This is a genomic window from Arachidicoccus rhizosphaerae (assembly GCF_900107765.1).
Taxonomy (GTDB): domain Bacteria; phylum Bacteroidota; class Bacteroidia; order Chitinophagales; family Chitinophagaceae; genus Arachidicoccus; species Arachidicoccus rhizosphaerae.
In genome coordinates this window covers 45,066-70,639 of record NZ_FNQY01000019.1, presented here as the reverse complement: position 1 = coordinate 70,639, position 25,574 = coordinate 45,066, and the positions used below count along the sequence as shown (strand labels likewise).

The 25,574-nt window shown below is 41.7% G+C and carries 24 protein-coding genes; 13 read left to right on the top strand and 11 right to left on the bottom strand.

All coding sequences use genetic code 11. From position 1 onward, the window contains the following. Nucleotides 1-6 precede the first annotated feature (6 nt). The 3 genes from BLU80_RS14695 to BLU80_RS14685 form a co-directional block, all read right to left on the bottom strand. Complete coding sequence (locus BLU80_RS14695; RefSeq protein ID WP_091399959.1) at nucleotides 7-2,460, bottom strand: glycoside hydrolase family 3 N-terminal domain-containing protein; 2,454 nt, start codon at nucleotides 2,458-2,460, stop codon at nucleotides 7-9. Nucleotides 2,461-2,962: 502 nt separating this feature from the next. Further along, a complete protein-coding gene (locus tag BLU80_RS14690) occupies nucleotides 2,963-4,156 on the bottom strand; it encodes a carbamoyl phosphate synthase preATP-grasp domain-containing protein (protein ID WP_091399957.1) in 1,194 nt (397 codons plus the stop codon). A 65-nt stretch (nucleotides 4,157-4,221) separates the two neighbouring features. Then, nucleotides 4,222-5,265 (bottom strand): quinone-dependent dihydroorotate dehydrogenase, encoded by a 1,044-nt coding sequence (locus BLU80_RS14685; protein WP_091399955.1) that lies wholly within the window; start codon nucleotides 5,263-5,265, stop codon nucleotides 4,222-4,224. A gap of 178 nt (nucleotides 5,266-5,443) precedes the next feature. Here BLU80_RS14685 and porV point away from each other — a divergent pair, with 178 nt between their 5' ends. From porV to BLU80_RS14655, 6 genes are all read left to right on the top strand, one after another. Further along, nucleotides 5,444-6,577: a type IX secretion system outer membrane channel protein PorV gene (gene porV, locus BLU80_RS14680; protein ID WP_091399953.1), complete on the top strand. Its 1,134-nt coding sequence runs from the start codon at nucleotides 5,444-5,446 to the stop codon at nucleotides 6,575-6,577. Nucleotides 6,578-6,794: 217 nt separating this feature from the next. Further along, nucleotides 6,795-7,274, top strand: coding sequence for a 2-C-methyl-D-erythritol 2,4-cyclodiphosphate synthase (ispF, locus tag BLU80_RS14675; RefSeq protein WP_091399951.1), 480 nt, complete (start codon nucleotides 6,795-6,797; stop codon nucleotides 7,272-7,274). Between the two features lie 154 nt (nucleotides 7,275-7,428). Next, entirely contained in the window at nucleotides 7,429-7,884 is a 456-nt protein-coding gene (gene dut, locus BLU80_RS14670; protein ID WP_091399949.1) for a dUTP diphosphatase, read from the top strand. A gap of 104 nt (nucleotides 7,885-7,988) precedes the next feature. Continuing rightward, nucleotides 7,989-8,834, top strand: a complete 846-nt coding sequence (locus BLU80_RS14665; RefSeq protein WP_091399947.1) for a lipoprotein insertase outer membrane protein LolB1 — start codon at nucleotides 7,989-7,991, stop codon at nucleotides 8,832-8,834. Between the two features lie 72 nt (nucleotides 8,835-8,906). Next, nucleotides 8,907-10,418 (top strand): peptidoglycan DD-metalloendopeptidase family protein, encoded by a 1,512-nt coding sequence (locus BLU80_RS14660; protein ID WP_091399945.1) that lies wholly within the window; start codon nucleotides 8,907-8,909, stop codon nucleotides 10,416-10,418. Nucleotides 10,419-10,516: 98 nt separating this feature from the next. Next, nucleotides 10,517-11,497 (top strand): deoxyhypusine synthase family protein, encoded by a 981-nt coding sequence (locus tag BLU80_RS14655; RefSeq protein WP_244518947.1) that lies wholly within the window; start codon nucleotides 10,517-10,519, stop codon nucleotides 11,495-11,497. Between the two features lie 103 nt (nucleotides 11,498-11,600). Here BLU80_RS14655 and BLU80_RS14650 read toward each other — a convergent pair whose 3' ends face one another. The 7 genes from BLU80_RS14650 to BLU80_RS14620 form a co-directional block, all read right to left on the bottom strand. After that, nucleotides 11,601-12,368, bottom strand: a complete 768-nt coding sequence (locus BLU80_RS14650) for an ABC transporter permease subunit (RefSeq protein ID WP_091399942.1) — start codon at nucleotides 12,366-12,368, stop codon at nucleotides 11,601-11,603. Then, nucleotides 12,365-13,075, bottom strand: coding sequence for an ABC transporter ATP-binding protein (locus BLU80_RS14645; protein ID WP_091399940.1), 711 nt, complete (start codon nucleotides 13,073-13,075; stop codon nucleotides 12,365-12,367). Before BLU80_RS14645 ends, BLU80_RS14650 begins: the two co-directional genes overlap by 4 nt. Then, on the bottom strand, nucleotides 13,072-14,310 hold the full coding sequence (gene nosD / locus BLU80_RS14640; protein WP_139188163.1) for a nitrous oxide reductase family maturation protein NosD: 1,239 nt from the start codon (nucleotides 14,308-14,310) through the stop codon (nucleotides 13,072-13,074). The genes BLU80_RS14645 and nosD overlap by 4 nt, the downstream gene beginning before the upstream one ends. Then, nucleotides 14,307-14,765: a nitrous oxide reductase accessory protein NosL gene (locus BLU80_RS14635; protein WP_091399936.1), complete on the bottom strand. Its 459-nt coding sequence runs from the start codon at nucleotides 14,763-14,765 to the stop codon at nucleotides 14,307-14,309. The genes nosD and BLU80_RS14635 overlap by 4 nt, the downstream gene beginning before the upstream one ends. Then, nucleotides 14,762-15,349 (bottom strand): hypothetical protein, encoded by a 588-nt coding sequence (locus tag BLU80_RS14630; protein ID WP_091399934.1) that lies wholly within the window; start codon nucleotides 15,347-15,349, stop codon nucleotides 14,762-14,764. The genes BLU80_RS14635 and BLU80_RS14630 overlap by 4 nt, the downstream gene beginning before the upstream one ends. Nucleotides 15,350-15,484: 135 nt before the next feature. Continuing rightward, nucleotides 15,485-17,497 carry a Sec-dependent nitrous-oxide reductase gene (nosZ, locus tag BLU80_RS14625; RefSeq protein WP_091399932.1) on the bottom strand — a complete coding sequence of 671 codons (2,013 nt, stop codon included), beginning with the start codon at nucleotides 17,495-17,497 and terminating at the stop codon, nucleotides 15,485-15,487. Nucleotides 17,498-17,637: 140 nt separating this feature from the next. After that, the gene (locus BLU80_RS14620; protein WP_091399930.1) at nucleotides 17,638-18,021 is read right to left on the bottom strand and encodes a hypothetical protein; all 384 of its coding nucleotides are present in this window, start codon (nucleotides 18,019-18,021) and stop codon (nucleotides 17,638-17,640) included. Nucleotides 18,022-18,636: 615 nt separating this feature from the next. Here BLU80_RS14620 and BLU80_RS14615 point away from each other — a divergent pair. Further along, on the top strand, nucleotides 18,637-19,692 hold the full coding sequence (locus tag BLU80_RS14615) for a response regulator (protein ID WP_091399927.1): 1,056 nt from the start codon (nucleotides 18,637-18,639) through the stop codon (nucleotides 19,690-19,692). Here BLU80_RS14615 and BLU80_RS14610 read toward each other — a convergent pair. After that, entirely contained in the window at nucleotides 19,689-20,615 is a 927-nt protein-coding gene (locus BLU80_RS14610) for a hypothetical protein (RefSeq protein ID WP_139188162.1), read from the bottom strand. The two genes, BLU80_RS14615 and BLU80_RS14610, sit on opposite strands and share 4 nt — an antisense overlap. A gap of 177 nt (nucleotides 20,616-20,792) precedes the next feature. On the opposite strand from BLU80_RS14610, the gene BLU80_RS19980 reads away from it, so the two are divergent. The 6 genes from BLU80_RS19980 (at nucleotide 20,793) to BLU80_RS14580 (ending at nucleotide 25,471) form a co-directional block, all read left to right on the top strand. Continuing rightward, nucleotides 20,793-20,915, top strand: coding sequence for a hypothetical protein (locus BLU80_RS19980; protein WP_262482933.1), 123 nt, complete (start codon nucleotides 20,793-20,795; stop codon nucleotides 20,913-20,915). Between the two features lie 266 nt (nucleotides 20,916-21,181). Beyond that, entirely contained in the window at nucleotides 21,182-21,688 is a 507-nt protein-coding gene (locus BLU80_RS14605) for a c-type cytochrome (protein ID WP_091399923.1), read from the top strand. Nucleotides 21,689-21,985: 297 nt separating this feature from the next. Then, complete coding sequence (locus tag BLU80_RS14595) at nucleotides 21,986-22,651, top strand: hypothetical protein (RefSeq protein WP_091399919.1); 666 nt, start codon at nucleotides 21,986-21,988, stop codon at nucleotides 22,649-22,651. A gap of 319 nt (nucleotides 22,652-22,970) precedes the next feature. Next, on the top strand, nucleotides 22,971-23,912 hold the full coding sequence (trxB, locus tag BLU80_RS14590) for a thioredoxin-disulfide reductase (protein ID WP_170831251.1): 942 nt from the start codon (nucleotides 22,971-22,973) through the stop codon (nucleotides 23,910-23,912). 40 nt (nucleotides 23,913-23,952) lie between these two features. After that, nucleotides 23,953-24,348: a dihydroneopterin aldolase gene (locus BLU80_RS14585; protein ID WP_091399913.1), complete on the top strand. Its 396-nt coding sequence runs from the start codon at nucleotides 23,953-23,955 to the stop codon at nucleotides 24,346-24,348. 193 nt (nucleotides 24,349-24,541) lie between these two features. Continuing rightward, complete coding sequence (locus BLU80_RS14580) at nucleotides 24,542-25,471, top strand: PH domain-containing protein (RefSeq protein ID WP_091399911.1); 930 nt, start codon at nucleotides 24,542-24,544, stop codon at nucleotides 25,469-25,471. Nucleotides 25,472-25,574 lie beyond the last annotated feature (103 nt).

Below are 25,574 nucleotides of genomic sequence, written 5' to 3'. Positions count from 1 at the left end.
CTTCATTTACCGCCAGTGATCAAAAATATAATCCTGGTTTACCTCTAATCTGGCTTTAAGACAATCCGGATCACCGGCATATCTGGCCAGTTCCAGATTAAAAATACCTTTTTCTATAAGCTGATCGCCCCTTAGGTTGTATAAACTCAGTTCTTTGGGATCAATGGTTATTTGTTGATGGACCCGCTGCCCGGGCGCTAAGGTGCACCGGCTGAATCCAACCAGTTTTCTGACGGGTGTGACCACGGAACTGGTCTCATCACTGATGTAGATCTGCTGGATATCGGTTGCTGTCTGGCTGCCTGCGTTGGTGACCTGGAAGCTTACCTGTAGTTGGAGGCCCTGCTGGTTTTCTGATTTGGATATTTTAAAATCGCTATAGGTAAAGGTAGAATAACTCAAACCGAATCCAAATGCAAACAAAGGCCCCGCAGCGCCTTCCACATAATGTCCTCCGGATCCTTTGGGCTGACTGTAATACACAGGCAGCTGTCCCACGGATCTGGGAATAGAAATGGGTAACCTGCCCATGGGGCTTGCATGGCCAAATAAAATTTTAGCAATGGCCTTGCCTCCGGTAGCTCCAGGATACCAGGCTTCCAGAATATCGCCTGCTAGGTCAGCTTCTTTTTCAATGGCCATCGGACGGCCATTGATGAGCACGAGGATAATGGGCTTGCCGGTTGTGGCCAGCTTTTCCAGCAGCTCACTTTGTCTGCCCAGCAGGCTCAACGTACTTCTGTCATTCCCTTCCCCGTTTTCCATATCACTTACCGTGCTTTGGGTAGAGATGGCAGCGCCGGTTGACTGATACTGCGTCTTAAAGTCCCGGGCGCTGGAACCACCCAGTACAACGACTATTGCCTCCGCTTTTTTGGCCACTGCCATTGCCTCCGCAAAGCCGGCTGTACTTGTATCCCGGATAGAGCAGCCCTTGGCATACAGAACCCGCGTGTTGGGACCTGCCGCCTCCCGGATGCCTCTGAGCACCGTGGTGACGGATCCTGTATCCTGAGGAGCGGTATAATCCCCTAGCTGGTTATACAGGTTATCGGCATTGGGACCAATAACGGCTATGGAGCGCAGACTCTCTTTCAAGGGAAGGACGGTTCTTTTTAATAAAGTAATGGATTCAGTGGCAAGCTGCTCATTGACCCTTTTTTGCTCCTCGCTATTTACGCCGTTGGCATTTGAGATAGAACGGTAAGGATGATCAAATAAACCCAGGGCAAATTTTAACCGGAGGACCCTATAGACAGCGCTGTCCAGTTGAGCCGCAGAGACCAGGTGGGCAGTAAGCGCACTGTCCAGGTTTTTACCATACCCGTATCCGCCCAGATCACTGTCAACACCTGCGCTTAATGCGGCCGCCGCTGCACCCACGGCATTTGGCGCCGTATGGCTGGTAGAGTAAATGCCGCTGATACTGCCAAGATCTGACACCACAAACCCCTGAAAACCCCAATGATTTTTAAGTAAGTCCTTTATTAATAGCTCATTGGCTGTACAGGGAACGCCATCGATCGAATTATATGCCGTCATGACGGATAAAGCGCCTGCATTTTGAATGGCCTCCTTAAAAGGGGGCAGGTAATCATCATACAGTGCTCTGATGCCCAACATGGCCGGTGCACCATTGTGTCCGCCCATTGGAATACCGTAAGCTATAAAATGTTTTAAAGTTGAGAGGACATGGTTACTGTCTACGGCAGCGGTTGCTGTCAGCTTGCCCTGAAGCCCGCGGACAAATGCGCTGCCCATTTTACTCACCAGGTAGCTGTCCTCTCCATAGGTCTCCTCTACCCGGCTCCATCTGGGCTCTCTTGCCAGATCCAGAATAGGCCCGTAAGCAATATGACTGCCCATGGAGCGCGTCTCAAGGGCAATGGCCGCGGCGGCTTTTTCTATGAGTTCCGTATCCCAACTGCTGGCCTGACCTATGGCCGTTGGAAAAACGGTTGTACCGATGGCCATCAGGCCATGTGCGCACTCCTCGCTGAGTAATAAGGGTATCCCTAAACGACTATGCGTAATGGCATAATGCTGAAGCGCATTGGTGGCTTCTACCGCCTGCTCAGGATTAAGGCCCGTTATCAGTGTTTTTTTTGTCCAGGGATCCGCCCTAAGCGTCCCCCAGAGCATACCGATATGGCCTGAATCGATGGCTTTTTTAAATGCACTGGTGATCTGGATCCGGGAAGACGATGATACCGCCGATTTTTGGTACATCTCCCAGCCAAATAAGGTTGACAGCTGTCCTATTTTTTCTGCCCGGGTCATTTTGCTGAGTAAGTTCAGGCTGCGTACCCTGGGACTGAGTGAACTGTCTTTATAGGTTTGTGCCTGAAGACGACTGCCACCTGTCTGCAGGCCTATCAGCAGGCCTCCCAAGGTAAACAGTTTGCCAAATAAGGATAAAGAACGGTTTACATATTCAGGGCTTATTTTTCCTAAAGACATTGATTATTAATTAAAGATACTGTTCGATTAAAATTATTCTTTCATTGGTTTTCAGTGATTCGCTTCAGACAGTTCAAACCTTTTATTGGAAAGACATCTGATGAAAGGACCTTACTTATCACTGCCACTAAGTTAACCAATGGTTGGTAAAAAATTAAGGATTTTACCCAATATAAATAATTACTTCTGCCGGAATATGACAAAAAGAGCCAGGATCAGATAACCCCTTTATGATTGGATGGCGAGTGTAGACGGAGGACTGACTATACGACAAAAAATAAGCCCCTATGGAAATAGGGGCCGCAACCAAAACTAACTGCTTATGAGAAAATTTAAATTATATCGAATCAGTTTCTTTTTGAAATCCGGAGGCTGATTTTTATTTGTTATTTATGTTGTTATTATTTTCAAATACTGTGCCAAAACATGAAACAAAACGAAATCATTTGTAAAAAATACCTTTAATTTTTTTTACGCTTTTGGCCAGACATTTAAGCGCTCCTTATTTACTCAGGTGCATGCTTCTTTCCTTGTATAACTTGCGGAAATAAGGGTCTCTGAGATCTTTGATAAAACGGATGGCCTCTCCTGTACTCTTCATTTCGGGTCCGAGTTCCTTGTTAACATTTGGAAACTTATTGAAACTAAAAACAGGTTCTTTAATCGCAAAGCCATCGAGTTTTTTCTCGATTTTAAAATCTTTGAGCTTTTTTTCACCTAACATGACTTTGGTGGCAATATTCAGAAAAGGTACGCCATAAGCCTTCGCAATAAAAGGTGTCGTACGGCTCGCACGTGGATTGGCTTCAATCACATAAACGACGCCGTCTTTGATGGCAAACTGAATATTAATAAGTCCGCGGATATCCAGCGCGCGAGCTATTTTTTCTCCGTAATGTTCCATAGTGGTTACTTCCAGCGGTGTCAGGTTAAATGCCGGCAAAACCGCATTTGAGTCACCGGAATGGATACCGGCAGGTTCAATATGTTCCATTACACCCATTACGTGAAAGTCTTCACCATCAAAAATTCCGTCAATCTCCGCTTCCTGGCAACGATCCAGAAAATGATCAATCAGAATCTTATTATCCGGTATATGTTTAAGCAGGCTGACAACAGCCTTTTCCAGGTCTTCATCATTGAGAACAATCCGCATCCGCTGGCCACCTAACACGTAGCTGGGTCGAACCAGTACCGGAAAGCCTACTTTTTGGGCGACTTCAATGGCCTCCTCTGCATTATAAGCGGTGCCATACTGTGGATAGGGAATATCCAATTCTTTCAGCAAATCACTGAACCGGCCACGATCCTCGGCAATATCCATATTGTCAAAGGAGGTCCCGAAAATACGCACGCCTCTTTCATGTAAACGTTTTGCCAGTTTCAGGGCGGTTTGTCCGCCCAGCTGTACAATAACACCCTCAGGTTTTTCCAGTTCGATAATCTCCCAGAGATGCTCCCAGAAAACGGGTTCAAAATACAGTTTGTCGGCAATATCAAAGTCCGTAGAAACAGTTTCCGGGTTACAGTTTACCATAATGGCTTCATAACCACATTCTTTGATTGCCAGCAGGCCGTGTACACAACAGTAATCAAATTCAATTCCTTGTCCGATTCTATTAGGGCCACTGCCTAATACGATGATTTTCTTTTTGCCGGAGGGAATGGATTCGTTGGATGAGATTGTTTGATTCATATTTTTTAGGAATTGCGCAAAGGTAGTAAATCAAAATCAAAGTGGGAAGCTTAGATGCTAAAACTTTACTCCAGATGTTTACATATTTTACCGGCTATTGAGGGACCTTCATAAATAAACCCGGTCCATACCTGTACCAGTCTTGCTCCGCCTGCCAGCCTCTGGCGGGCATCTTCCGGCGTAAATATGCCGCCGGAGGCGATTACCGGGATGGTTTCTGGAAGGTTTTGAACCAAAAAATCCATTACCTCCGTCGCTCTTTGTTTGACCGGACGACCACTAAGGCCCCCTGCTCCGATCGTTTCTATTTGCTCCTCAGCCGTCAGCAAGCCGGTTCTTTGAACGGTCGTATTAGTGGCCACGATACCACTTAATTCAATCGCTTTGGCCAGTTCCAAAATATCCTCCAGCTGCTCCTGGTTTAAATCCGGGGCAATCTTTAAAAGCACCGGTTTAGGCACGTTTTTTCCCTGATTGATCTGCTGTATTTCTGAAAAGATTTTAAACAGGCTGTCCTTTTCCTGTAGTGCTCTCAGCCCTGGAGTATTGGGTGAACTGACATTCACGGTGAAATAATCCACCACCTCATATAAAGCTTGATAACAAAGGACATAATCCTTATAGGCATCCTGGTTATCCGTGACTTTATTTTTGCCGATATTTCCGCCAATAATAAAGCCGTTTTGTAAATCCTGATGAGTCCGCCAGTTTTCCAGACGCATTCTGATGGCCTCGGCCCCGTCATTATTAAAACCCATGCGGTTAATAAGTGCCTGATCTTTAGGCAGTCTGAATAATCTGGGCTGGGGATTGCCAGCCTGCCCCTTTGGGGTAACGGTTCCGATTTCCACACTGCCAAAGCCCAAAGCCTCTAATTCTCTGAGGTACAGGGCATTTTTATCAAACCCTGCCCCCAGCCCCACCGGGTTCCTGAAGTCGAGCCCGAAAACCCGGGTCTTCAGGTTTTCTTCATGATGGGCACAAATACCCTTCACCAGTGCCCTGCCCCCCGGTAAACTGCAGATATTTTTAAGCCGGTTCATGGCAAAATAATGAGCTTTCTCTGGTGGCATTTTAAAAAATGCCTTGCGTAATATCGGATAAATCATGGCGCAAATATAAATTAGAGTAAGGGCTTTAAATCATTTTTATACCCAGATAACCCAGAATTTTAAAAAATAGTTCCACTTTAATAATAATCAAACCATTGCTTACGTTTATCATAAAACTATGGATGAGCTCAGCTTAGAACTCATTACATTTTAAATTAAGCTTAAGATATTAAATATGAGATTTAACTGGAAAAAATCAGCCATACTGGCGAGTGCTTTATTGGGAACTGGCCTCATGGCCCAGGCGCAGACTGATCCCATTAACATTGTAACAACTGCTACTCCCTTTTTAAGGATATCTCCGGATGCCCGGGCAGGTGGCATGGGAGAGGCCGGTATCGCCCTCTCCCCTGACGCAAATGCCACGTTCTGGAATAATGCAAAAGTCCCTTTTGCCAGTTCCAACGGTCAGATTGGGGTTACTTATACTCCCTGGCTCAAAGATGTGGCAAGCGATGTGTACCTGGTGACGCTGGGTGGGTATTATAAAATTGACGATCAACAGGCCATCAGTGGTGGTCTGCGTTATTTTAACCTGGGGAGCATTCAATTCGCAGATGAAAACGGCGCATTGCAGGGAAGTTCCAATCCAAAAGAATTCTCTATTGAATTTGGTTATTCCCGTAAACTCAGCGAACAGTTCGGTATTGGTCTGACTGCCCGCTATATTAATTCCAGTTTAGGTAATGGAACCGAAGGCAGTGACATGAAAGCTGGTAATGCCTTTGCGGTTGATCTTTCGGGTTATTACAACGGGCTGGATGAGGCAGGTCAGGGTTTTACAGCCGGGCTGACCCTATCTAATCTGGGAACAAAGATCAGCTACACCAATGATCCGGACGCTAAACAGTTTATTCCTGCCAATCTGGGTCTGGGCGGAGCTTATCATGCAGTTCTGGATGAAGACAATAAACTGACCTTTGCCCTGGACGTGAATCATTTACTGGTTCCTAAAACACCCGATTTAGACGGGACAGATGAGGAAGTGTCTCAACAAATGGCAGATTATTATAATACCGGCGTATTTGATAGCTGGGGTAAATCTTTTTCCAACAGTGCTTATTCAGGATCTCTGGGAGCAGAATACGGCTATAATGATCAGTTCTTCTTAAGAGCAGGTTATTATCTGGAATCCGCCGGTGCCGGTGACCGCCATTATTTTACGGCTGGTGCTGGTATAAAATATAATGTCTTTAATTTTAATTTTGCTTATTTAGCTCCTTCAGGCAGCAGCGTAAACCGTAATCCTCTTTCTAACACCTTACGCTTCTCTTTGGTTTTTGATCTGGGACAGCAAAAAAATTATTAGTCCATACAGGTTACATATATTATATAGTGTACAGGTTTTGTCAGGGTTTATAAATCAGATAGATATTATGGAACCAATTGACGATATTTGAAAAGCGAAGGTTACCTTCGCTTTTTTTATGCATCGCCTGACCCGGACGGCTACAGACAGATACTTTTAAATGATCTGATTTTGCCAAGGGCCACTTAAGCATTGTATTTTAATAAAAGATTATATTATGAGTTTTAGAATTGGACAAGGAATTGATTTTCATCAACTGGTGGCAGGAAGAGATTTATGGATCGGAGGCGTGAAAATTCCTCATGAAAAAGGAGCACTGGGCCATAGTGACGCAGACGTTCTTTTACATGCAATCTGCGATGCGCTCTTGGGCGCCTTGGCTTTAGGAGATATTGGCACTCATTTTCCGGATACCAGTGCTGATTTTAAGGATATTGATTCAAAGATATTACTGGAGCGCAGTTACCAGCTCGTGCAGCAAAAAGGATACCGGGTCATTAATATTGATGCGACCTTACTGCTTGAGCGTCCGAAGATTAAGCCTTATGTGACAGCCATGCGGGAGGTGATTGCCGCCATTATGGGCATCGGGACGGAGGATGTTTCCATTAAAGCCACCACCATGGAAACCATGGGGTTTGTAGGCAGGCAGGAAGGACTCTCGGCCCATGCTGTAGCACTACTGGAAAAGCTGTAATTTTTTAACAACGGTTACCCATGGCCTTGTGGAAAAAAGGTGCAGGAGATTAGGGGCTACATTTTTTAAATCCAGTATTTTCGCTGCAGGTTTAAACCGTTCGTTTCACTAAACACTGTGTTATATATTATATAATAGGTACCTAATTTAAAATATGGCAAATAATAAGAACCAGATCCGTATTAATATCGTCAATCAATCCGCTTTCCCGCTACCGGCCTATGCTACTGAAGGCGCATCCGGTATGGATCTCAGGGCAAATATTGAAGCGCCGGTAAGCCTGGGAACACTGGAAAGACAATTGATTCCCACGGGTCTTTTTATGGAAATTCCATTGGGTTATGAGGCACAGATACGCCCCAGAAGCGGGCTGGCTGCCAAACAGGGGCTAACCTGTCTGAATACTCCAGGCACCATTGATGCTGATTACAGAGGAGAAATTAAAGTGATTTTAGTGAATTTATCCAATGAGACCCAGACCATACAGCCGGGTGACCGAATTGCCCAGATGGTGATCCAGCAGGTGGAACAAATCCAGTGGCAGCCTGTGGAAGCTTTATCAGAAACCCTTAGGGGGGCCGGCGGTTTCGGACATACAGGTAAAAACTAGCGATAAAAAGAACAACCGGATAGATCGTAGCTCTGATATAACAGATTTATATCATACATATTTTTCGGGTCCGGCATTTCTATTTTTAACCCTTATTCTATTACATGAATCGTTTTAGTCAGATAACCCTTCAAATAACGGCAGGCCTATGTACGCTGCTGCTATTTTCATGTTCGAGCACCAAAAGGGCCCAGAAAATACCCAATAAATTAAAATCCGCAGATTCTTCAAAAGTAGTCCAGGTTACTGCTGATATGCAAAGTGAGGAACTGGATAGTTTACAAAGGGTGTTAATGGTATTGGATAGCCAAAAGATCCGACAGTTTTCTACGCTGAAAGCCAAGGTGAAACTGGATTATTCCACAGAAGATAACAGCGCCAGCGCAACTGCCAGCATCCGGCTGAAAAAGGACAGTGTCATCTGGATTTCCTTAACCGGTCCTTTTGCCATTGAAGGTTACCGGATGCTAATTCGTCCGGACTCGCTTATTTTAATGGATAAATTAAAGCATACTATAACCAGGCGTCCCATTGGTTATCTGGAAGAAATTGCCAAAATGCCGATCACTTTTCAGGATATGCAAAATATTATTTTAGGCAACCCCCTATTTACCAAAGGCAATCTGCAATCCTATCGTCATAATCATAACCGGTGGTATGCAGCGCTGGAAGGTGAGGTATTCAAAAGTTTCCTTTCCGTAGTAGCCAGTCCACATAAACTGGTTTTGAAAAGCAATAAGATTGAGCAGGACCAGGACGGGATTAAACGCAGCTGTGCCCTAGGATATTCAAATTACCAGAAGGTTGATTCAATTGAAATAGCCATGGACCGTAAAATAAAACTACAGGATAAAAAATCTACGGATATTAAACTGCAGTTTAAGGAGGTTATTTTTAATCAACCTTTAAGTTTTCCTTTCAGTATTCCTAAAAATTACGACGAGCGATAGGATTATCCAATGAGTTGATTAACTTTAAGCCTTTATAAATCTATCAGATAAATAGCTGAAAAATTAAGCATTATGTTGAAAAAATTGTTTGTATGCATCATACTTTGTAGCACACTCTGGGTGTGTAGTTATGGGCAGCAAACAAGAGCAGAGATTCAGCAGGAACAAAAAAGCCTGCAAAAAGAACTCAATGAACTCAATGAGACCTTATCTCAGGTACGTCAAACCAGAAAGCTGTCTTTACGGGAACTCAATTTGCTGGAAAAGAAAATTAAAGCAAGACAATCCCTGATTGAATCGATCAATGATGAAATGCAGGATTTGAATACTAAAATAACCAATTACAACGCAGAGGTTCAGACTAATAAGAAACAACTTGACACACTGACGACCAAATATGCAGAAAGCCTCGTTTTTGCCTATAAAAACCGAAGCAAATATAATTATATCAACTTTCTGTTTTCCTCCAATACTTTTAATGAGGCTTTACGCCGTGTCGCCTATCTGAAAAGTTACCGGGCATACCGGGAAACGCAGGCTGATAATATTAAAAAGGCCCAGGCTGCCCTTAGGGCCAATATCGCCAAACTAGAGTCCACCAAATCAGAAAAAAGAATTGCGGCCGGTCAGCAAAACAGTCAGCTTACGGCCCTTCAAAGTGACAGAAATGAGAAGGACAGTGCCATTTCTGATCTGAAATCCAGAGAAGGTGAGATAGGCAAGGAAATCGCTGTCAATGCAGCCAAAAGAAGAAAGCTCCAGGAGGTATTGCGTCAGGTAATTCGCAAGGAAATCCAGGAAGCAGAAAGAAAAGAAAGAGAACGTCAGCAAAGAATTGCCAAGGCCAAAGAGGAGGAAGAACGCCGGGCCAGAATAGCTGAACAACAACGAGTCCTCAAAGAAAGACAAGACCAGCTGGCAAGAGACAAAGCCGCTGCGGATGCCGCTGCCGCCAAAAAAGCGAACGCTGCCACCGCCGCAAACGATAAAGTGGCAAACGCTAAGGTTGAGAATAACACACCTCCGGCCAATGCTGCGTCCGCTGCTGATAACTCAACGGCCAGTGCAGATGCTCCGAAAAAAATCAGGGAAGAGCAAAAACCTGAAGAGAACCCACAAAGAATGGGACGTTCTTATAATGTACTGGAATCGACAGAGAAGACCCTGACCCAGTCCCTGGATTTTGAAAAAGACAGAGGCCATTTACCCTGGCCGGTTACAGGCGGATTTATTTCCGGAGCTTATGGAGTTCAGTCTATCCCAGGCACTTCCCTTAAAGAGGTGAATGATGGCATCGAGATAACGGCTACAGGTGGCAATATTACGGTAAAATCGGTCGCCTCCGGTACGGTTTCCGTGGTAATCAGCGATGAGACCTATGCCGTCATTGTACGTCATGGTAAATATTTTACGACCTACAGTAACTTAAAGGATGTAACAGTACAAAAAGGTGATGAGGTCAAAGCAGGAACCATTGTGGGCCATATGGCTACCGGTATATCTGGAGTATCCACCGTATTTTTCATGGTTACGGATTCTCAGGGTAATCCACTCAATCCGATGACCTGGATATCCGGCAGATAATAACCAGGATTAAAATCAGTAAATAGCCTTAATTTTGCCCGGGAAAGCCTTTTTTAATCGGGCTGAGTAGTTAAAATTATTATTATATTATAAACAAAATGGATATGAATAGAGGTCCGATTTCTACATTTATCGAGCACCATTACAGACATTTCAATGCGGCAGCTTTAATGGATGCAGCCAAAGGTTATGAAACGCATCTTTTGGAAGGCGGTAAAATGCTGGTTTCTCTGGCCGGAGCCATGAGTACAGCGGAGTTAGGTATATCTTTAGCAGAGATGATTCGTCAGGATAAAATTGCCATTATCAGTTGTACTGGCGCTAACCTGGAGGAAGATGTCATGAACCTGGTGGCGCATTCCCATTATAAAAGAGTTCCGAATTACAGGGATTTGACGCCTGAGCAGGAACGAGAGTTATTGGATAATCATTTTAACAGGGTAACAGATACCTGTATTCCGGAAGAAGAAGCCTTTAGACGTTTACAGACGCATTTACTGGACGTCTGGAAATCAGCAGAAGCAAAAGGGGAACGCTATTTTCCTCATGAATTTTTATACCAGGTTGTATTAAGTGGCGTATTGGAGCCTTACTATGAAATCGATCCTAAAAACAGCTGGATCCTTGCCGCCGCGGAAAAAAATATTCCGATAATCGTACCAGGATGGGAAGATAGCACTACGGGTAATATATTTACCAGTTATGTTATTAAAAAAGAGCTGAATGTGCATACGGTGAAAACCGGTATTGAATACATGATTTATCTCACCGAATGGTACCGCGCCAATAGTGGCGGTAAAGGGGTTGGATTTTTTCAGATTGGTGGCGGTATTGCCGGGGATTTTCCCATTTGCGTCGTACCCATGATGTATCAGGATCTGGAATGGGAAGATGTTCCTTTCTGGAGTTATTTCTGTCAGATCTCGGATTCCACCACTTCTTACGGTTCTTATTCCGGAGCTGTCCCCAATGAGAAGATCACCTGGGGAAAACTGGATATAGACACCCCTAAGTTTATCGTGGAAAGCGATGCGACGATTGTGGCACCCCTTATTTTTGCCTGGATCTTAGGACAATAGCCCCGGACGATCATTAACTATTAAAAAACCCTGAAGAGTATATGTGGATAATCTTCAGGGTTTTTTATGGGGAGTGACTTATGACCAGGTTTTGGCCAGGCTGTTACAGATCTTTTTTTCCGAATTTTCTCAAGGACAGCCATAAAGGAATGCCAATCCAGGCTAGCAAATCTACAATACCGGTCAAGATTCCTGCCTGCCCCCCCATGGAGGCTCTGAAAACAGCGCCGGTATACCCCATAAGGGCTGATGCGTCCATTTTTAACAATAAAAGAATTCTGCTAATATCAATAGGATTGAGTCCGGTAAGTATTAAGGCCAGTTTGTCTATCTGATAATCCTGAAACTGGAAAAGTAAAAACAGAACAAACCCGTCAAAGATTAAGCTGAAATATAACCATATCAATACCCCAATTCCAATGCCTCTCGCTTTGTCTTTACTATAAACGGCAGCCAGCATGGCAATACTGATAAAAGTAAGCGTCTGCAGTACCCCCACAATAATAAGTAATATCCCAATGGCATTACAACTGTAAATCATAACAGGTAGCCCCACTCCTATGACAAAGGCCAGGCTCATGGCTGCGCTGATGCCCATATAAAAACTTAACCAGATGGTTTTTCTTTTAATGGGCTGGCTTACCATAAGCTCAATAAATTCCCGGCTATTATAGATATAAATAGTAGAAAAAATAATCGAAATAAGCGGCACAATTATAAGGACGATACTAATCAGACTCAACAGCCCCTTACCGGAGGACGGTTGTAAATTAAATACGGTAAGTGAAATCATTAATAAAAGCACCGCATAGCCAATAATAATTTTACTGCGTAAGATATCAGCAATAATATATTTAATTATTTTTTTCATGAGATGGGGTTGGATTGCATGATTTGAGCAATGGCACTCGACAGTCGCACCTGACCTGTCTGTTCACGTAACTGTTCAATGGTTTTATTAAAAAGCAGTTTCCCTTCCTGCATATACAGCACGGCTGATACCAGGTCATCTAATTCACTTAAAATGTGGGAGGTAATAACAATCAGTTTCCCCTTGCTCTTTTCCAGTAAAATCTTTTCTTTTAAAATGCCCTGGGCCACAGGATCCAGCCCGGCAGTAGGCTCATCCAGCATTAATACTTCAGGATCAAATAAAAACGCAAGTGCTGCACTGACTTTTTGAGTCGTTCCTCCTGAAAGACTCCGCATGGTTTTATGTAACAACTTATTCAGTGAGAATGCATCGGACAAATCTTCATCCAAATGTTTTTCCCCTCTGATATCTTTAATCATATCCAAAATCTGACCTATGGTCATATTCTCCGGATAACGGCCGATCTGCGGCATATAACCGATACTGGATTTAAAGGCAAAATCCCCGATTATATTTTTCCCTTTATAAATAATCTGACCCTTATCTGGGTGAACGATGCCCAGAATGGATTTTGCCAGGGTTGTTTTTCCACTGCCATTCGGGCCAATCAGCGCCAGGCAGGTACTGTCGGGTAATTCGGTGGAGATCTGGTCGAGCGCCGTTAATTTGCCAAATGTTTTCGTTAATTGTTGAATGGATATCATATTGGTAATGCTTGCATGAGCGGATGATTGTCTACTAAGCTCACAGGAGTGAACTCCGGTATTATTTTTTCAATTTTATCCAGTAAAGTGGCCATAAGGCTCCTGAATAAAACCATCGTTGTAGGATTGTTGGCAACAATCATGGAAAATAAACTGACGGGATGATAGGCAATATCACCGGTTCTGTCCTTATTTAAATCATACCCTTCATATTTATCCCAATAATTATGATCAAAATTGCCAGCTACCGCAGAGCTGTTTGTTACGATATCAAATGAATTTCTGGTAAAATTATTGGAATTAACCCTACTCATCAGACAGCTGGCATCTACTTTTAAGGCCCATCCGTTTTCAGAAAAACTATTCAGTTCAATGCTCATCCGGTTTGCCCCTTCCACGGCAATACCGGTCGTATTGCCCGTGATCTTATTGCCATAAATTTTGCAATGAGTGATTTCTTTTAAAAATAATCCGTAACAGCCATCACCCCAATTATCCCTGAAGGTGTTTTTAATCATCGTCACATACTTAGAAAACATGACAGAAACACCGGCGTTATTTTGACCAAAAACATTGTCAATATAAAGGTCGTTATTGGAAAACATAAAATGAAGGCCATATCGCAGATTATTTTGGGACAAGTTTTTGTAAATCAATGAATGGGTGACAAACTCAAAATAGATTCCATCGCGGTGATGACTGATCCTGTTTTGTATTATACGGATCTGATCAGACTTCCATGCATGAATCCCGTTACCACTTCTCTGATCAGTTTGCTGCTGCCCGATGATCTGATTATTTTCAATCAGACACCTGGAGGCCTTGGACAGGTAGATCCCAAAAAAGGCACCTTCAATAATATTATCACTTATGACGATCTCCTTGCCTTGGTAAATTTTTATGGCTGCGATATCCCGCAAACTTGAAATGCCGGTATGTTGCAGCTTTAGGCCACTTACTTTTACGTTATCTGCATGTATGGAAAGTATCTGATAGGTATGCTGCCCATCCAGAACAGGCAACCCCTCTCCTATAATGCTAACAGGCTTATTCACCTGGAGATCCGCTACCTTATATTGTCCGGGTCCGATGAGAACCGTATCTGACGGCTGCGCTTCATTTAAGGCCTGCTGGATAGAAAAGGAAGGCTGCGACGCCGTAACTTTTATAATACCGGCCATGCCAGGCTGATAGCAGCATAACAATAGGGAAAGGATTAGAATTATCGGTTTCACGATCTTGGTAAGGTTTTCCAATTATAAATTTTACCCGGATATTGCTTTTGCATAAATGTCAGACTGTCTAGTTGATCAAAGGCCGCCGTCTGACCGCCCATTGGACTTTGCAATGCCTCGCTTTTGAGCAAAAAAGCTGCTTCGGCATTCAGCAGTTCATGATTGCCCAAAAAATTCACGAAGTAAGTCTGGAACGGCCTGGAAGTATCAAAACGCTTTTCCTGAATAAAATCCAGCAGACAGTGAATATCATCAAATTTGTAGATCTTACCTTTACCTGTAACGATTTCAGCACCGAACCTGTTATCATTATAAGGCATTTTACAATAGTCACAGTGATCTCTGCCTGGCACCATCGCTTCAGGTCTTATCTGGCAGCTGCTCATAATTGCGCCCAACAAAAGGATCATTATCAGCCTCATGGATCTGGCGGATGTAATTTTTATTGAATTCATGAAGGTTTATTTTTTCGATTGCTAATGAGGACCAACCCAAGCAGTATTATACCTACCGAGATAAAGATCCAACCTCCGACATCAGGCATAGAATACGCACCAAAATTGAGTAGTTGTTTATAACCCAATATGGGCGGCTGATAAGCCATTCCCGGAACGATGATCGGGGCGTTGGGATTCAGGTGGTGTCCGTAGTTATAATTCCATTTCCAGAAGTCTATCATACTGATGACACCAAAGAAGATAAAAACGGCAAACAGGATATTTAACCATTTGCGCTTTCTGACAATAGCTACGATTATGAACGCAACGGCAAAAAATATAATACAATAAGGAAGCACCTGAAATTCATAAAAATCTGCCGTGTGCAGCGTTTTCATCCCGATATAATGGTTCAGTCCATTGATTATATCTACATCACCTGATAATTTGTTCGCATAAATTAGTAGAATCAGGCCTTCCGGATATTGAGGGGCTTGCAGTTCGATATGCCAGAACGGGAAAAAAAGGACCGCGAAAATTAATAGGCTACAACAAATCAAAAGAAGACTTACGTAACGTGGAAGGAAATATTTTTTTTGCATAAAATTTAATTTTTTGCTTTGACGGGGTAGCCATTAAAAGGGCAACCGCCGTCCGTTCCACCCTTTCCGGTTGAGTGAATAAAGGATGACTTAGATCATCTTTGCAATACCTAAGTCATCCTTAAGCACTGTTATTTAATTTAGGTTTTCCTTTAAGTATTGCGGAGTATTAGCAGAATCAGGCAGATTGGTTCCCGTGCTAAAGCTCAGCGGTGTATTACTGTTTTCTGGGGATACACGTACGTAACCTTGCATTTCCTGGTGGAGGGCACTGCAGAAATCGGTGCAATAAAAAGGATAAATACCTGGTTTTTCGGGTGTCCAATAGAGCGTCTGCGTTTCACCCGGCATTACAAGAAGTTCGGCCGTATTGGCTGCCGATTTAATGGCAAATCCATGCGGCACATCCCAGTCCTGTTCGAGGTTGGTCATATGCCAGTAAACCTGGTCGCCCATTTTTATGCCTTCGATATTATCTGGCGTAAAATGTGACCGGATTTCTGTGATATAGATATCCACCCTTTTGCCATTTCTGACAACCTTGGCATTTTTTTCTCCCAAGGTGGCATAAGGGTGTTTGTTATCCTCCAGCTTAAAGAATTTAACGGATTTATCTTTAATTAAGGACGCCTCCACTGCCTGGGCATAGTGCGGCTCTCCTACCGTTGGAAAATCTAACAGTAGTTTCATTTTATCTCCCGTTATATCAAAGAGCTGGGCGGCCTGAGCGAGTTCAGGTCCAGTCGGCAGGTATCTGTCCTTAGTTATTTTATTATATACAATCACATATTTACCATTAGGACTTCTGGTATCTCCTCCCGGAATAGACAAGTGACCAGGTGAGTAATAAGTTGGCTTTCTGTCAATCACTTTCAGGTCTTTGATATTCCATTTGACAATTTCTGACGATACGAACATAGTAGTTATGGCATTGCCGCGTCCGTCAAATTCTGTGTGTAAGGGTCCCAGACCAGGCTTTTGCACTTCTCCGTAAAGTGCTGACTCATATTTGATAACAGGTATTCCCTCGTAGGTGCCAATAAAATCCTTTGTGGCAATCGCCTTTTGGATTTTTGTAAAGCTGAATACCGGAATAAGCGCTGCTAATTTGCCACTGCCAACAATATATTCACCTGTTGGATCCACATCACAACCATGAGGAGACTTTGGACAAGGTATATAATAACAGATATCTTTCAGGTCCTGTGCATCTATAGCCAGAACTTTATTTTCAATGGTGGAAGTAGCCGAATGGGTCTGCTCATTGTAGATGTTGTGGGCATATTTTGCGCTCTCGGTCCTGCCTTTTCCGGATTTTACATAGGCTTCCAATTTTTTCCAGTTAACGGCCAGAATAAAGTCCTTGTCCCTTTGAGACGCATTGACTTCCAACAAGGTGTTTGCCTGTTCCGTATTATAGGTAGAGAAGAAAAACCAGTCATGGGAAGGCCCCTTGCCACTATGGCTGAGATCAAAGTCAATGGGTGGCAGTCTTAATTGAAAGGCCAGGCTCATAGTGCCGGAATCTTTATTAACACTGATAAAACTGATGGAAGATTTAAAGTTTTTTCGAAGGGTATTGATGGGGACATCTCCATTTTGATCATCCATGGGAACGGCAAAACGGGTACCGGCAACGACATATTCCGTATTTTCCGTAATAAAAGGAGACGAGTGGTTGCCCGCACTATTGGGTAACTCCAGAATCTCTGCTGTTTTAAAGGTGGTTAAATCAACTCTGGCAATACGTGGAGTATTGTTCGCATTGGCAAAAATCCAGCGACCATCAATCTTACCTTCGGTCTGAGACAACTCAAGGTGATGCTGATCGTCCCACGGCACAAATCCGTGGGAGGTATTGAGCATGGGTTTAGTTTCCTCACTATATCCATAGCCGTTTTCAGGGAATACACTAAAAATAGGTACTATTTTCAATAGCCTGCCCGAGGGCAGCCCATAAACAGACATTTGTCCGTTAAAGCCACCGGAAACAAAATTATAGAACTCATCGTACTTGCCTGGAGCAACATAAACCTTAGAGGCGGCATCTCCTGAAATAGCATCAGAGGTATTCTTGGGCTTACATCCTAGGGCTGCTGCCCCTAGAAAAACCGCCAGTGAACATAACCTTAACAGGGAACTTTTCATATCTGTTTAATTTATTGGTAAGAATTTTAAATCGAATCATTAATCTGATTGTCAATTTTATGGTGCAATATTATTGAGCTTCTGAGGATTAAATAATGATGGGGCTCAATTTGCACGTCATTATCCTATGATACAAATCATCAGAGGATTTGTATATCAAATTGTAGTGATTGTCCAAAACCGGATTTAAAATGGTTAAAGTCCTCTTTTAGTAATAAGAATTCCTTTTTTATATTTTGTATATCTATATAAATCATCTGGAATCTCTTATTCATTAGCAGGTTCTGGCTTGTTTTAATCTGGCTTCTTCGCTGGCTGTATACCGTATTAATTTCATAACGCAGCAGTTCTACAATCTGATCGTTCTCGATAAATTTCTGATGAAACCACTCTGCTGTTCGTATATCGCCGGGAGTAATTTCCAGCTGTAATAAAACCGATAACTGATCTTTTAAGCCAACATTTTCCTGTCGGATATAATCCAGCAGACATAATCCATTAATAATTTTTTTATGATTGTACATTTCTGATTTGCGTTTAAAGGAAATACTGCTGCTTTGACAGCGGATAGACCGATATTTTACCTTAGCCTTTTAAAGTGGTAAAATTCAGTAATGCACCGTTCAGTATGAATGATTTAGATCAATCCTTCCCTTAATTGTAATCATAAACAGATGTATTCCATAGACGACCTATCCAACCCTCCGGCTAATTTTCAGAAACAGGTAAACCCAAAAGCACCCATTCTGAGTTTTAGGATTCTTAAATATCTATTAAAATATGTATGTCAGAGGTATGATTTACATCATATAATCATATTATTTATATAATATATATGTTTTCATGTATTAACCGGTGAAGTGAATAGCATTTTCAAAACCTTTTGTCCGGTATTCAAAAATAGAAAATACCCGAGATAAGCTTTCTTTTGAAATACCTGGTGATTTTGCAAAAAAAATCACCAGGTATGATTAAAATCATGTTTTTAATACCCAGCTGAATCCAGAATAATCTACAGGTCCTCCGCCAAAGCTGAGCCGGATTTTTATTGTCCATTTTAAAATAACTTTGTTCCGGATTGAATCAAAAACCGGCGGGTTAAGTAAGGTAATTAGTTAGTTACGCTTTAATTTAAGAAAATGACCAGAATATTATTAATTGAGGATAATGAACAAATAAGGGACAATGCACAGGAAATATTGCAACTTGCCAATTATGAAGTGGCGGTAGCTGCCAATGGTAAGGAAGGTTACGCACAGGCACTGACCTTTAATCCGGATCTTATTATCTGTGATATCATGATGCCTGTCCTGGACGGTTATGGTCTCTTGCATTTAATCAATAAGCATGAACAGCTTAAAGCCATCCCCTTTATCTTTTTAACAGCTAAAACCGACCGGGCAGATTTTCGAAAAGGAATGGAACTAGGGGCAGATGATTATATTACCAAGCCATTTACCGACCTTGAATTAATGACGGCCATTGAAAGCAGGCTTAAAAAAAGCAGTTTTATCAAGCAACGGCTAGGTGACATATTAATTCAGGAAGATTTTGAAGCCGCTTTGTCAGGACAGGATACCTTATTGCAATTAACGGTTTCAGAAACGATGAGCTCTTTTAAGAAAAAACAACGTATTTACGGGGAAGGCAGTTATCCGCATGGCCTTTTCTACCTGGTTTCAGGTAAGGTCAGAACTTATAAGAGCAATGAAAATGGGAAGGAATTAACGACCAATTTATATACCTCCGGAGATTTTTTTGGCTATAATGCCCTTATTGAAAACACGGCCTATAAAGAAAGTGCCGAAACACTGGAAAACAGCGAGGTCAATATCATTAGTCGGGAAGACTTTACTTCGTTGATTCAGAACAATAAAGAGGTGGCCGGGAGGTTTATAAAACTGCTTGCACGTAATAACACGGAAAAAGAAAGCCAGTTAATCAGCCTGGCGTATAATTCACTTAGAAAAAGAGTGGCAGATGCGATTATGACCCTTTATAATAAATATAAAGAAGCGGGTCAAAGTGATTTTGTAATTTATATGTCCCGAGAAGATTTGGCCAGGATAGCCGGTACGACAACCGAATCATTAATCCGGACTTTAGCAGATTTTAAATCAGAAAAATTAATTGAAGCCGAAGTAGGATATGTAAAGGTTTTAAATGAACAAAAATTAAAATCCTTACTGAATTAACCTTTTGGTTTATAAATAACCTTCATAGAAACAACCGGTATTTTTTTTATAGGTCTGCCATAAAATAAACCATGAGCAATCATTGCCAATCCTGAAACCATGAATATTGCGCAATAGAATAACAGGATACTGGCTCTCGGCATATTAGTTTGGTTAAACGCCTCAAAACCCTGTAACATCAATATTATTTCCTGCAAAATAAAACCTGTTATAAACAGAACAAGACCTGATTTTTTGTAACGAATTTGCGAAATTATGGGCAAGTTCAACAATGCACCCATTATAAAGAAGCTGAGTATACCTATAAATACTAAATGAAGATATCCAATTACAATTGGTCTGAAACCAAAGGCATAATGCGTAAAATAAGGAATGACAGATAAACTCTGTAGCGCAATTTTTATAATCAGCGCTGTTAAACCAAATAGCCAAAACATGCGGATTTGAGGTTTTAACGGGGACCATATTTTTGTCGGCAGCTTTCTAACCCATTGAATAACACAGATAATAACACCAATTTGTAGCAGGGCTGTTAGGTTTGCCAGCCAAACAATAACCCTGGGTAAGTTTAACCAGAGCGTCGATAAAAAATAGCTGGGAATTACGGTTATAACCATCCATTTAAATAATTGGATTCCCCAGAAATCCGCTCGAGACTCCAAGGAGCAAACCCCCAAATTATTGGTTTGTTTTTCAATAAAACCAAAGAGGCAACCTAATATGGCAAATAAAAACCAGCCGTTATATTGAAAATGTAAATACATATAAATGGAAAGGACATACAGATCCTGATTGGAGACATGACATGCCATCAGATAGGCCAGAGAAAACGGCCCCAAAGAAGAGAATGCCCAAAGCAGTAAAGCAGCCTTAAACCATTTTTTACTTTTCAGTCTCCCAGGAACTTTTTTGAGATCCTTCAAATAAAAATAAATAAATAGATAGGATAATAAGATGGTGGCTGTGGAAAGTATAATGGATAATGCGCCATACCCTTCGAGCGTGAAGGATATCAGCATCGCGTACGCTACCATTAAATGTGCAGCTAAAATGAGATGGTATTTTTGATAATTGGTATTTACCTGATGCTGGATTAAATAATGGACAAGCAAAACAATAAGTGCCATGGTAATCCATCCGATAAAGGCAAAATGAGCATGCCCTTGCATCAGATTTTTCTGGTCGATGACGGGAATGGAAAAATTGATTTTATAGCGCATTAATAATCCTGCCAGGGACACTACCATGAAATTTAAAAATACAATCTTTATCCAGTATCGGGTTTTAAAGCGTTCCTCTGACATTCGTTTTAGGCATTAAAAAGGTTAATGGCATTTTGCCCTCTTTTCATTTACTATGCAAATTTCCAAAAATCCAGGGCTTGGCTAATGAGCTAAATCAAGTGGGAATGACTGAATATATGATTCTTGTCATAATTTAAGATTCCCGCTGCCGCTAGATTTGCTTATCATTAAAAATTGAAACTATTATGAAAAAACTTATGATTTCTCTTTCGTTAATTCTTTCTGCAGCTATACTCACTATTTCTTGTGGAGGGAATAATAATGGACAAGATGAAGCGGCCACCAGTACTGCTGACGCAACTGCAACGAGTCCCAAGGATAATGAGTCGTCAGCTAATCCAACCTATGATCCTAAAAGAGGTGAGGGTAAATTCCACGATGTGAAACTAGGTGAAAAATTAGATCCAGCCATGGCTACCAAGGGAGAGAAAGTATATGAATTAAAATGTGCCTCTTGCCACAAACTTTCTGATGAAAAACTAGTAGGCCCGGGGTGGAAAGGTGTTACCTCCAGGCATGAACCGGAATGGATCTTGAATTTTGTTACCAATACTGATGAGATGCTGGACAAAGACCCTAAGGCTCAGGCAATGCTGGAAATCTGTATGGTTAGAATGCCTAATCAAAATCTGAGCGACGATGATGCCAAAAGTGTCTTAGAGTTTATGCGCAAAAATGACGGTGTAAAGTAATTCTCCTTTTTCATTTGAAGGATTATTCAGCACCCGGTTCTTTAACCTCATAAAGCATCATAAAATAAGGTAATGTATCCTTCTTGTCTTGTTCGAAATAGGTGTTAAAGGTAGAATAGCCCCTGCTGCTATTCGTTGGGACGGAGTTTCTTTTGAGGCTCCGTTTTTTATTACTGGCGTTCCCCCCAATAATTGCCGAAATGAGCAAACAGGTGATTTCACTAAACTTCTATTTGAAAAAACAGTCAAATCAAAGAAAAATAGAATATCTTTAGGTGACACTAAAAATGATAAATTATGTATGTTACGGTTCAATTTATTATTCTGGAAATCCTGCTGGGTTTGATATTTCTGGTTATCCTATATTTCATGTTACGTGAATTATTAAAAAAGATTATCAGAAGGGAACTTAAGGATTTAAAAGAGCCGTTACAGGTGCTTGCTAATTACCTGGTGCAGCAGTCTCAGGAACCTGAAGGCCCGGATGACCCGGATGGTAATGAAGGAGCCGGACAACCCGGTGGAGGACCACTCCCCGCGTCCAGTCCCGAAAAAATACCAGAGGTGCCGGTGGATATAGCTGATGAGTTTAATCAGTTGAAAAATACCAATCGGATCAGCGCTTATAATATCAGGGTACAAAAAATATGGGATTTATTTAAACAAAGGAAAATAACCCTCAAACAATACAGAGAAGAATTAATACGGCTTAAAAAGGAATTTGGGATCCCTACCGGTCTTGAGGATGCGCCTAAGGATGATCAGCTCCTAAAACAAGGGAACCCGGGCAAGGGTGCAAAGTTAAAACCGCTGACCCCTACTCCATCGGCCGCCCCTAAGGAGAAAGTAAAAAAAATCGATACCGAACCTGAACAGGGCGATAAAAAAGACCCGGAGGTTGAAAAGGGAGCGGCTAAAAAAAGTTCACCCGGAACCGATATGCATATAAAGCCGTTAAATTAGAGATTGTGTTATTGCTGGCATTCAAAAACAAGGTCCAAATGGCAATCTCGTAATAATCATTAGAATCATAAAATCATATATTATTGATATTCAAACAAATGCATAGACTAAAAGCACCCGCAATCCCGGGTGCTTTTTTTATAAAAACAGGGAATCTCCTACCTTTATGGAAACCTTATAACAACTGTTCGCTTTCTCCTGTTTTGTGGTAAAAGTTATTATCTTTGCAGCCATTCATTGCTAAGTGAGCATGCTTTTTGACCAACTTATTCTAAATGAATGCACTGGAAATTAAAAACATTTTAATAAAGATAAACTGATGAGCGAAAAAGTACATTGTCTGATTATTGGATCCGGCCCCGCTGGTTATACGGCCGCAATTTATGCAGCACGTGCCGGCATGAAGCCGGTTTTATATCAAGGGATACAGCCAGGTGGTCAATTAACTATTACAACTGAAGTAGAAAACTATCCTGGTTATCCTGAAGGTATTCAAGGTCCGGAAATGATGGTCGATTTTGAAAATCAGGCCAAAAAAATGGGTACGGATATTCGCTATGGGCTGGCCACTAAGGTAGATTTTACCGGACCGGTACATAAAGTTCAGGTTGATGAAAAGGATTGGATTGAAGCGGACACCGTTATCATTAGTACGGGAGCATCTGCCAAATGGTTGAATATTGAAAGTGAACAACGTCTGAATGGCTATGGCGTCAGCGCCTGCGCCGTTTGTGATGGATTTTTCTTTCGTGGAAAGGAAGTAGCGATTGTAGGTGCCGGCGATACGGCCTGTGAAGAAGCTGTCTACCTGTCTAAACTGGCCTCTAATGTTCATATGATTGTCAGAAAAGGAGAAGATGGCATGCGCGCCAGTAAAGTGATGCAGGACCGGGTAAAGAATACACCTAATATCACTATTTACTGGGACAGTGAAACGGATGAGGTATTAGGGGATACAAAGGTAGAGGCTGTGCGTATTAAAAACATAAAAACAGGCGCATTACAGCAGATCCCAGTGAGTGCATTTTTTGTAGCCATCGGTCATAAACCCAATAGCGACATTTTTAAAGAATTTATCGATATGGACGAAGCGGGCTATATTAAAACCATACCCGGCAGTTCCAAAACCAATGTTCCTGGTGTATTTGCTGCAGGGGATGTCCAGGATAAGATTTATCGTCAGGCAGTGACAGCTGCAGGCAGTGGTTGTATGGCCGCCCTGGATGCAGAACGTTACCTGACCGAGCAGGGACTGGCTTAATGTATCAATCCGGCATCCATCAACAGAAAATAAAAATGAAATGCTCAAAATAGAATTACTGGATCTCTGGTTCAGGGCGCGACATGGACTTTATGAAGAGGAGAAACAACTAGGGGGTGATTTTAAACTAGACGTAGAGCTCTATTATTTGCCCAAAACGGTTCCCTATCATATCCATGAGACCATTGACTATTCAGAGGTTTATGCAGTAATTCGTGGACATATGCAAAAACCTGAACCTCTGTTGGAGACGCTTGTCATTAATATCGGTAATGATATATTAAGGCGTTTTCAGTTAGCAGAGGAAGTAAAAGTCTCAATTAAAAAAATAAATCCCCCTATAATCAGTTTTACCGGTTCAATGAGTGTTTCCTATCAACAAACCAGAAAACAATTATTGGGTAGTACGGATACTGAGAAAAGCCACTTGGCTTAATTTTAATGGTCTGCCTGGATATAATCTGCCACCGTAAAAAGTCATTCAGCTAAAAGCTGAAAACTTTTTACGGTGGTTTTTTATTCATTTGTTTTACTTGCCATTATTTTTGGAATAGTACCTTTGTTGACAGTACGGGGCATATTTCCAGATCAGATAAATAGAAAATCTTTCTTATAATTTTGCAACCGAAATGCAGCAGCTCATTAGTAAAATTCAGTTCAGTACTTTTGAATCAGGAGAATTTATTCTGACTGCACTAAGATCTTATGACCAGTTAATCGCATTAATTGAAATTTTTCCCTGGGAAAAGCAGCATGCTCAATTCAAAGTAGGCCTTTGTGGCCCGTCTATTACAATTGAGACCTCTGACGGAAGGTTTCTTAAGCTATCCTGGTTTTACAATCGAAAGTTTATACTGTATTTTTTAAACGGACATAATAAAGTCTTTCAAAAGGTGTTGCCTCACCTTGAAGACAGTTATTTCTATATAAAGAAGTTCTATGAACAACAGCTAGATCTGAATGATTTTAAAATAAAAAGCACCTGGTCGAAACACAATGATAAATATTTTGTGAGCAAAGATTTTACATATGCTGTTTCCTTTAAATCTGCTGCCAGCTATTTATTTTATACGAGCTGGTTTGTTTTACTCACCTGGTGGATATTACCCAGTATGGTCTTAAATACGGAACATATAAATGCAATGGGCCTGCTATTCGCGTTTCTAATGCTATTTATATTTGGCGGCATCAATTTTTGGGTATTCCTTAATTATTACTTTTATGCAAGGGATAAAGTATTGATGCTCTCTAAAGGCAATGATTTGTTTTATTTTGGGAGCCCATCGGATTTTAAATCCTTTAACAAATCAGATATTTCTAAAATTATACAAATTCAGCATAGAGGCAGTAGAAGCCCGCTCGTTAATTTTGCGCTTTTCGTTATAGAGTTCAAAGACGGCACCTTGCTTCAGATACCCAATATTTTCATGCAAGAAAGTTTGTTTGGGGAGAAATTTGAGAGCAGACTTTTCGCCTATAAATCAGGAAATATTTTAGTCAAAAGAAACCGGAAAATATCAAAAGCCGGGAACCCCCTGTTTTTCAGGAAAAAGAATTAACGTAAGGATAGCTATAAATCTTTGCTTGTTTGCATGGTGCGTATTAGTTTTGCCAGTTGACGTTTGGCAATCTGTGCCATATTAATCTATAAATATAAATCCG

Coding starts and splice junctions, on each gene's coding strand:
- BLU80_RS14695 (WP_091399959.1), bottom strand. CDS start 2,460: ATGTCTTTAGGAAAAATAAGCCCTGAATATGTAAACCGTTCTTTATCC.
- BLU80_RS14665 (WP_091399947.1), top strand. CDS start 7,989: ATGAATCGTTTTAGTCAGATAACCCTTCAAATAACGGCAGGCCTATGT.
- BLU80_RS14660 (WP_091399945.1), top strand. CDS start 8,907: ATGTTGAAAAAATTGTTTGTATGCATCATACTTTGTAGCACACTCTGG.
- BLU80_RS14690 (WP_091399957.1), bottom strand. CDS start 4,156: ATGAATCAAACAATCTCATCCAACGAATCCATTCCCTCCGGCAAAAAG.
- BLU80_RS14605 (WP_091399923.1), top strand. CDS start 21,182: ATGAAAAAACTTATGATTTCTCTTTCGTTAATTCTTTCTGCAGCTATA.
- ispF (WP_091399951.1), top strand. CDS start 6,795: ATGAGTTTTAGAATTGGACAAGGAATTGATTTTCATCAACTGGTGGCA.
- BLU80_RS14615 (WP_091399927.1), top strand. CDS start 18,637: ATGACCAGAATATTATTAATTGAGGATAATGAACAAATAAGGGACAAT.
- BLU80_RS14685 (WP_091399955.1), bottom strand. CDS start 5,265: ATGATTTATCCGATATTACGCAAGGCATTTTTTAAAATGCCACCAGAG.
- BLU80_RS14585 (WP_091399913.1), top strand. CDS start 23,953: ATGCTCAAAATAGAATTACTGGATCTCTGGTTCAGGGCGCGACATGGA.
- trxB (WP_170831251.1), top strand. CDS start 22,971: ATGAGCGAAAAAGTACATTGTCTGATTATTGGATCCGGCCCCGCTGGT.
- BLU80_RS14655 (WP_244518947.1), top strand. CDS start 10,517: ATGGATATGAATAGAGGTCCGATTTCTACATTTATCGAGCACCATTAC.
- porV (WP_091399953.1), top strand. CDS start 5,444: ATGAGATTTAACTGGAAAAAATCAGCCATACTGGCGAGTGCTTTATTG.
- BLU80_RS14645 (WP_091399940.1), bottom strand. CDS start 13,075: ATGATATCCATTCAACAATTAACGAAAACATTTGGCAAATTAACGGCG.
- dut (WP_091399949.1), top strand. CDS start 7,429: ATGGCAAATAATAAGAACCAGATCCGTATTAATATCGTCAATCAATCC.
- nosZ (WP_091399932.1), bottom strand. CDS start 17,497: ATGAAAAGTTCCCTGTTAAGGTTATGTTCACTGGCGGTTTTTCTAGGG.
- BLU80_RS14595 (WP_091399919.1), top strand. CDS start 21,986: ATGTATGTTACGGTTCAATTTATTATTCTGGAAATCCTGCTGGGTTTG.
- BLU80_RS14635 (WP_091399936.1), bottom strand. CDS start 14,765: ATGAATTCAATAAAAATTACATCCGCCAGATCCATGAGGCTGATAATG.
- BLU80_RS14650 (WP_091399942.1), bottom strand. CDS start 12,368: ATGAAAAAAATAATTAAATATATTATTGCTGATATCTTACGCAGTAAA.
- BLU80_RS19980 (WP_262482933.1), top strand. CDS start 20,793: ATGGACAAGCAAAACAATAAGTGCCATGGTAATCCATCCGATAAAGGC.
- BLU80_RS14620 (WP_091399930.1), bottom strand. CDS start 18,021: ATGTACAATCATAAAAAAATTATTAATGGATTATGTCTGCTGGATTAT.
- BLU80_RS14580 (WP_091399911.1), top strand. CDS start 24,542: ATGCAGCAGCTCATTAGTAAAATTCAGTTCAGTACTTTTGAATCAGGA.
- BLU80_RS14630 (WP_091399934.1), bottom strand. CDS start 15,349: ATGCAAAAAAAATATTTCCTTCCACGTTACGTAAGTCTTCTTTTGATT.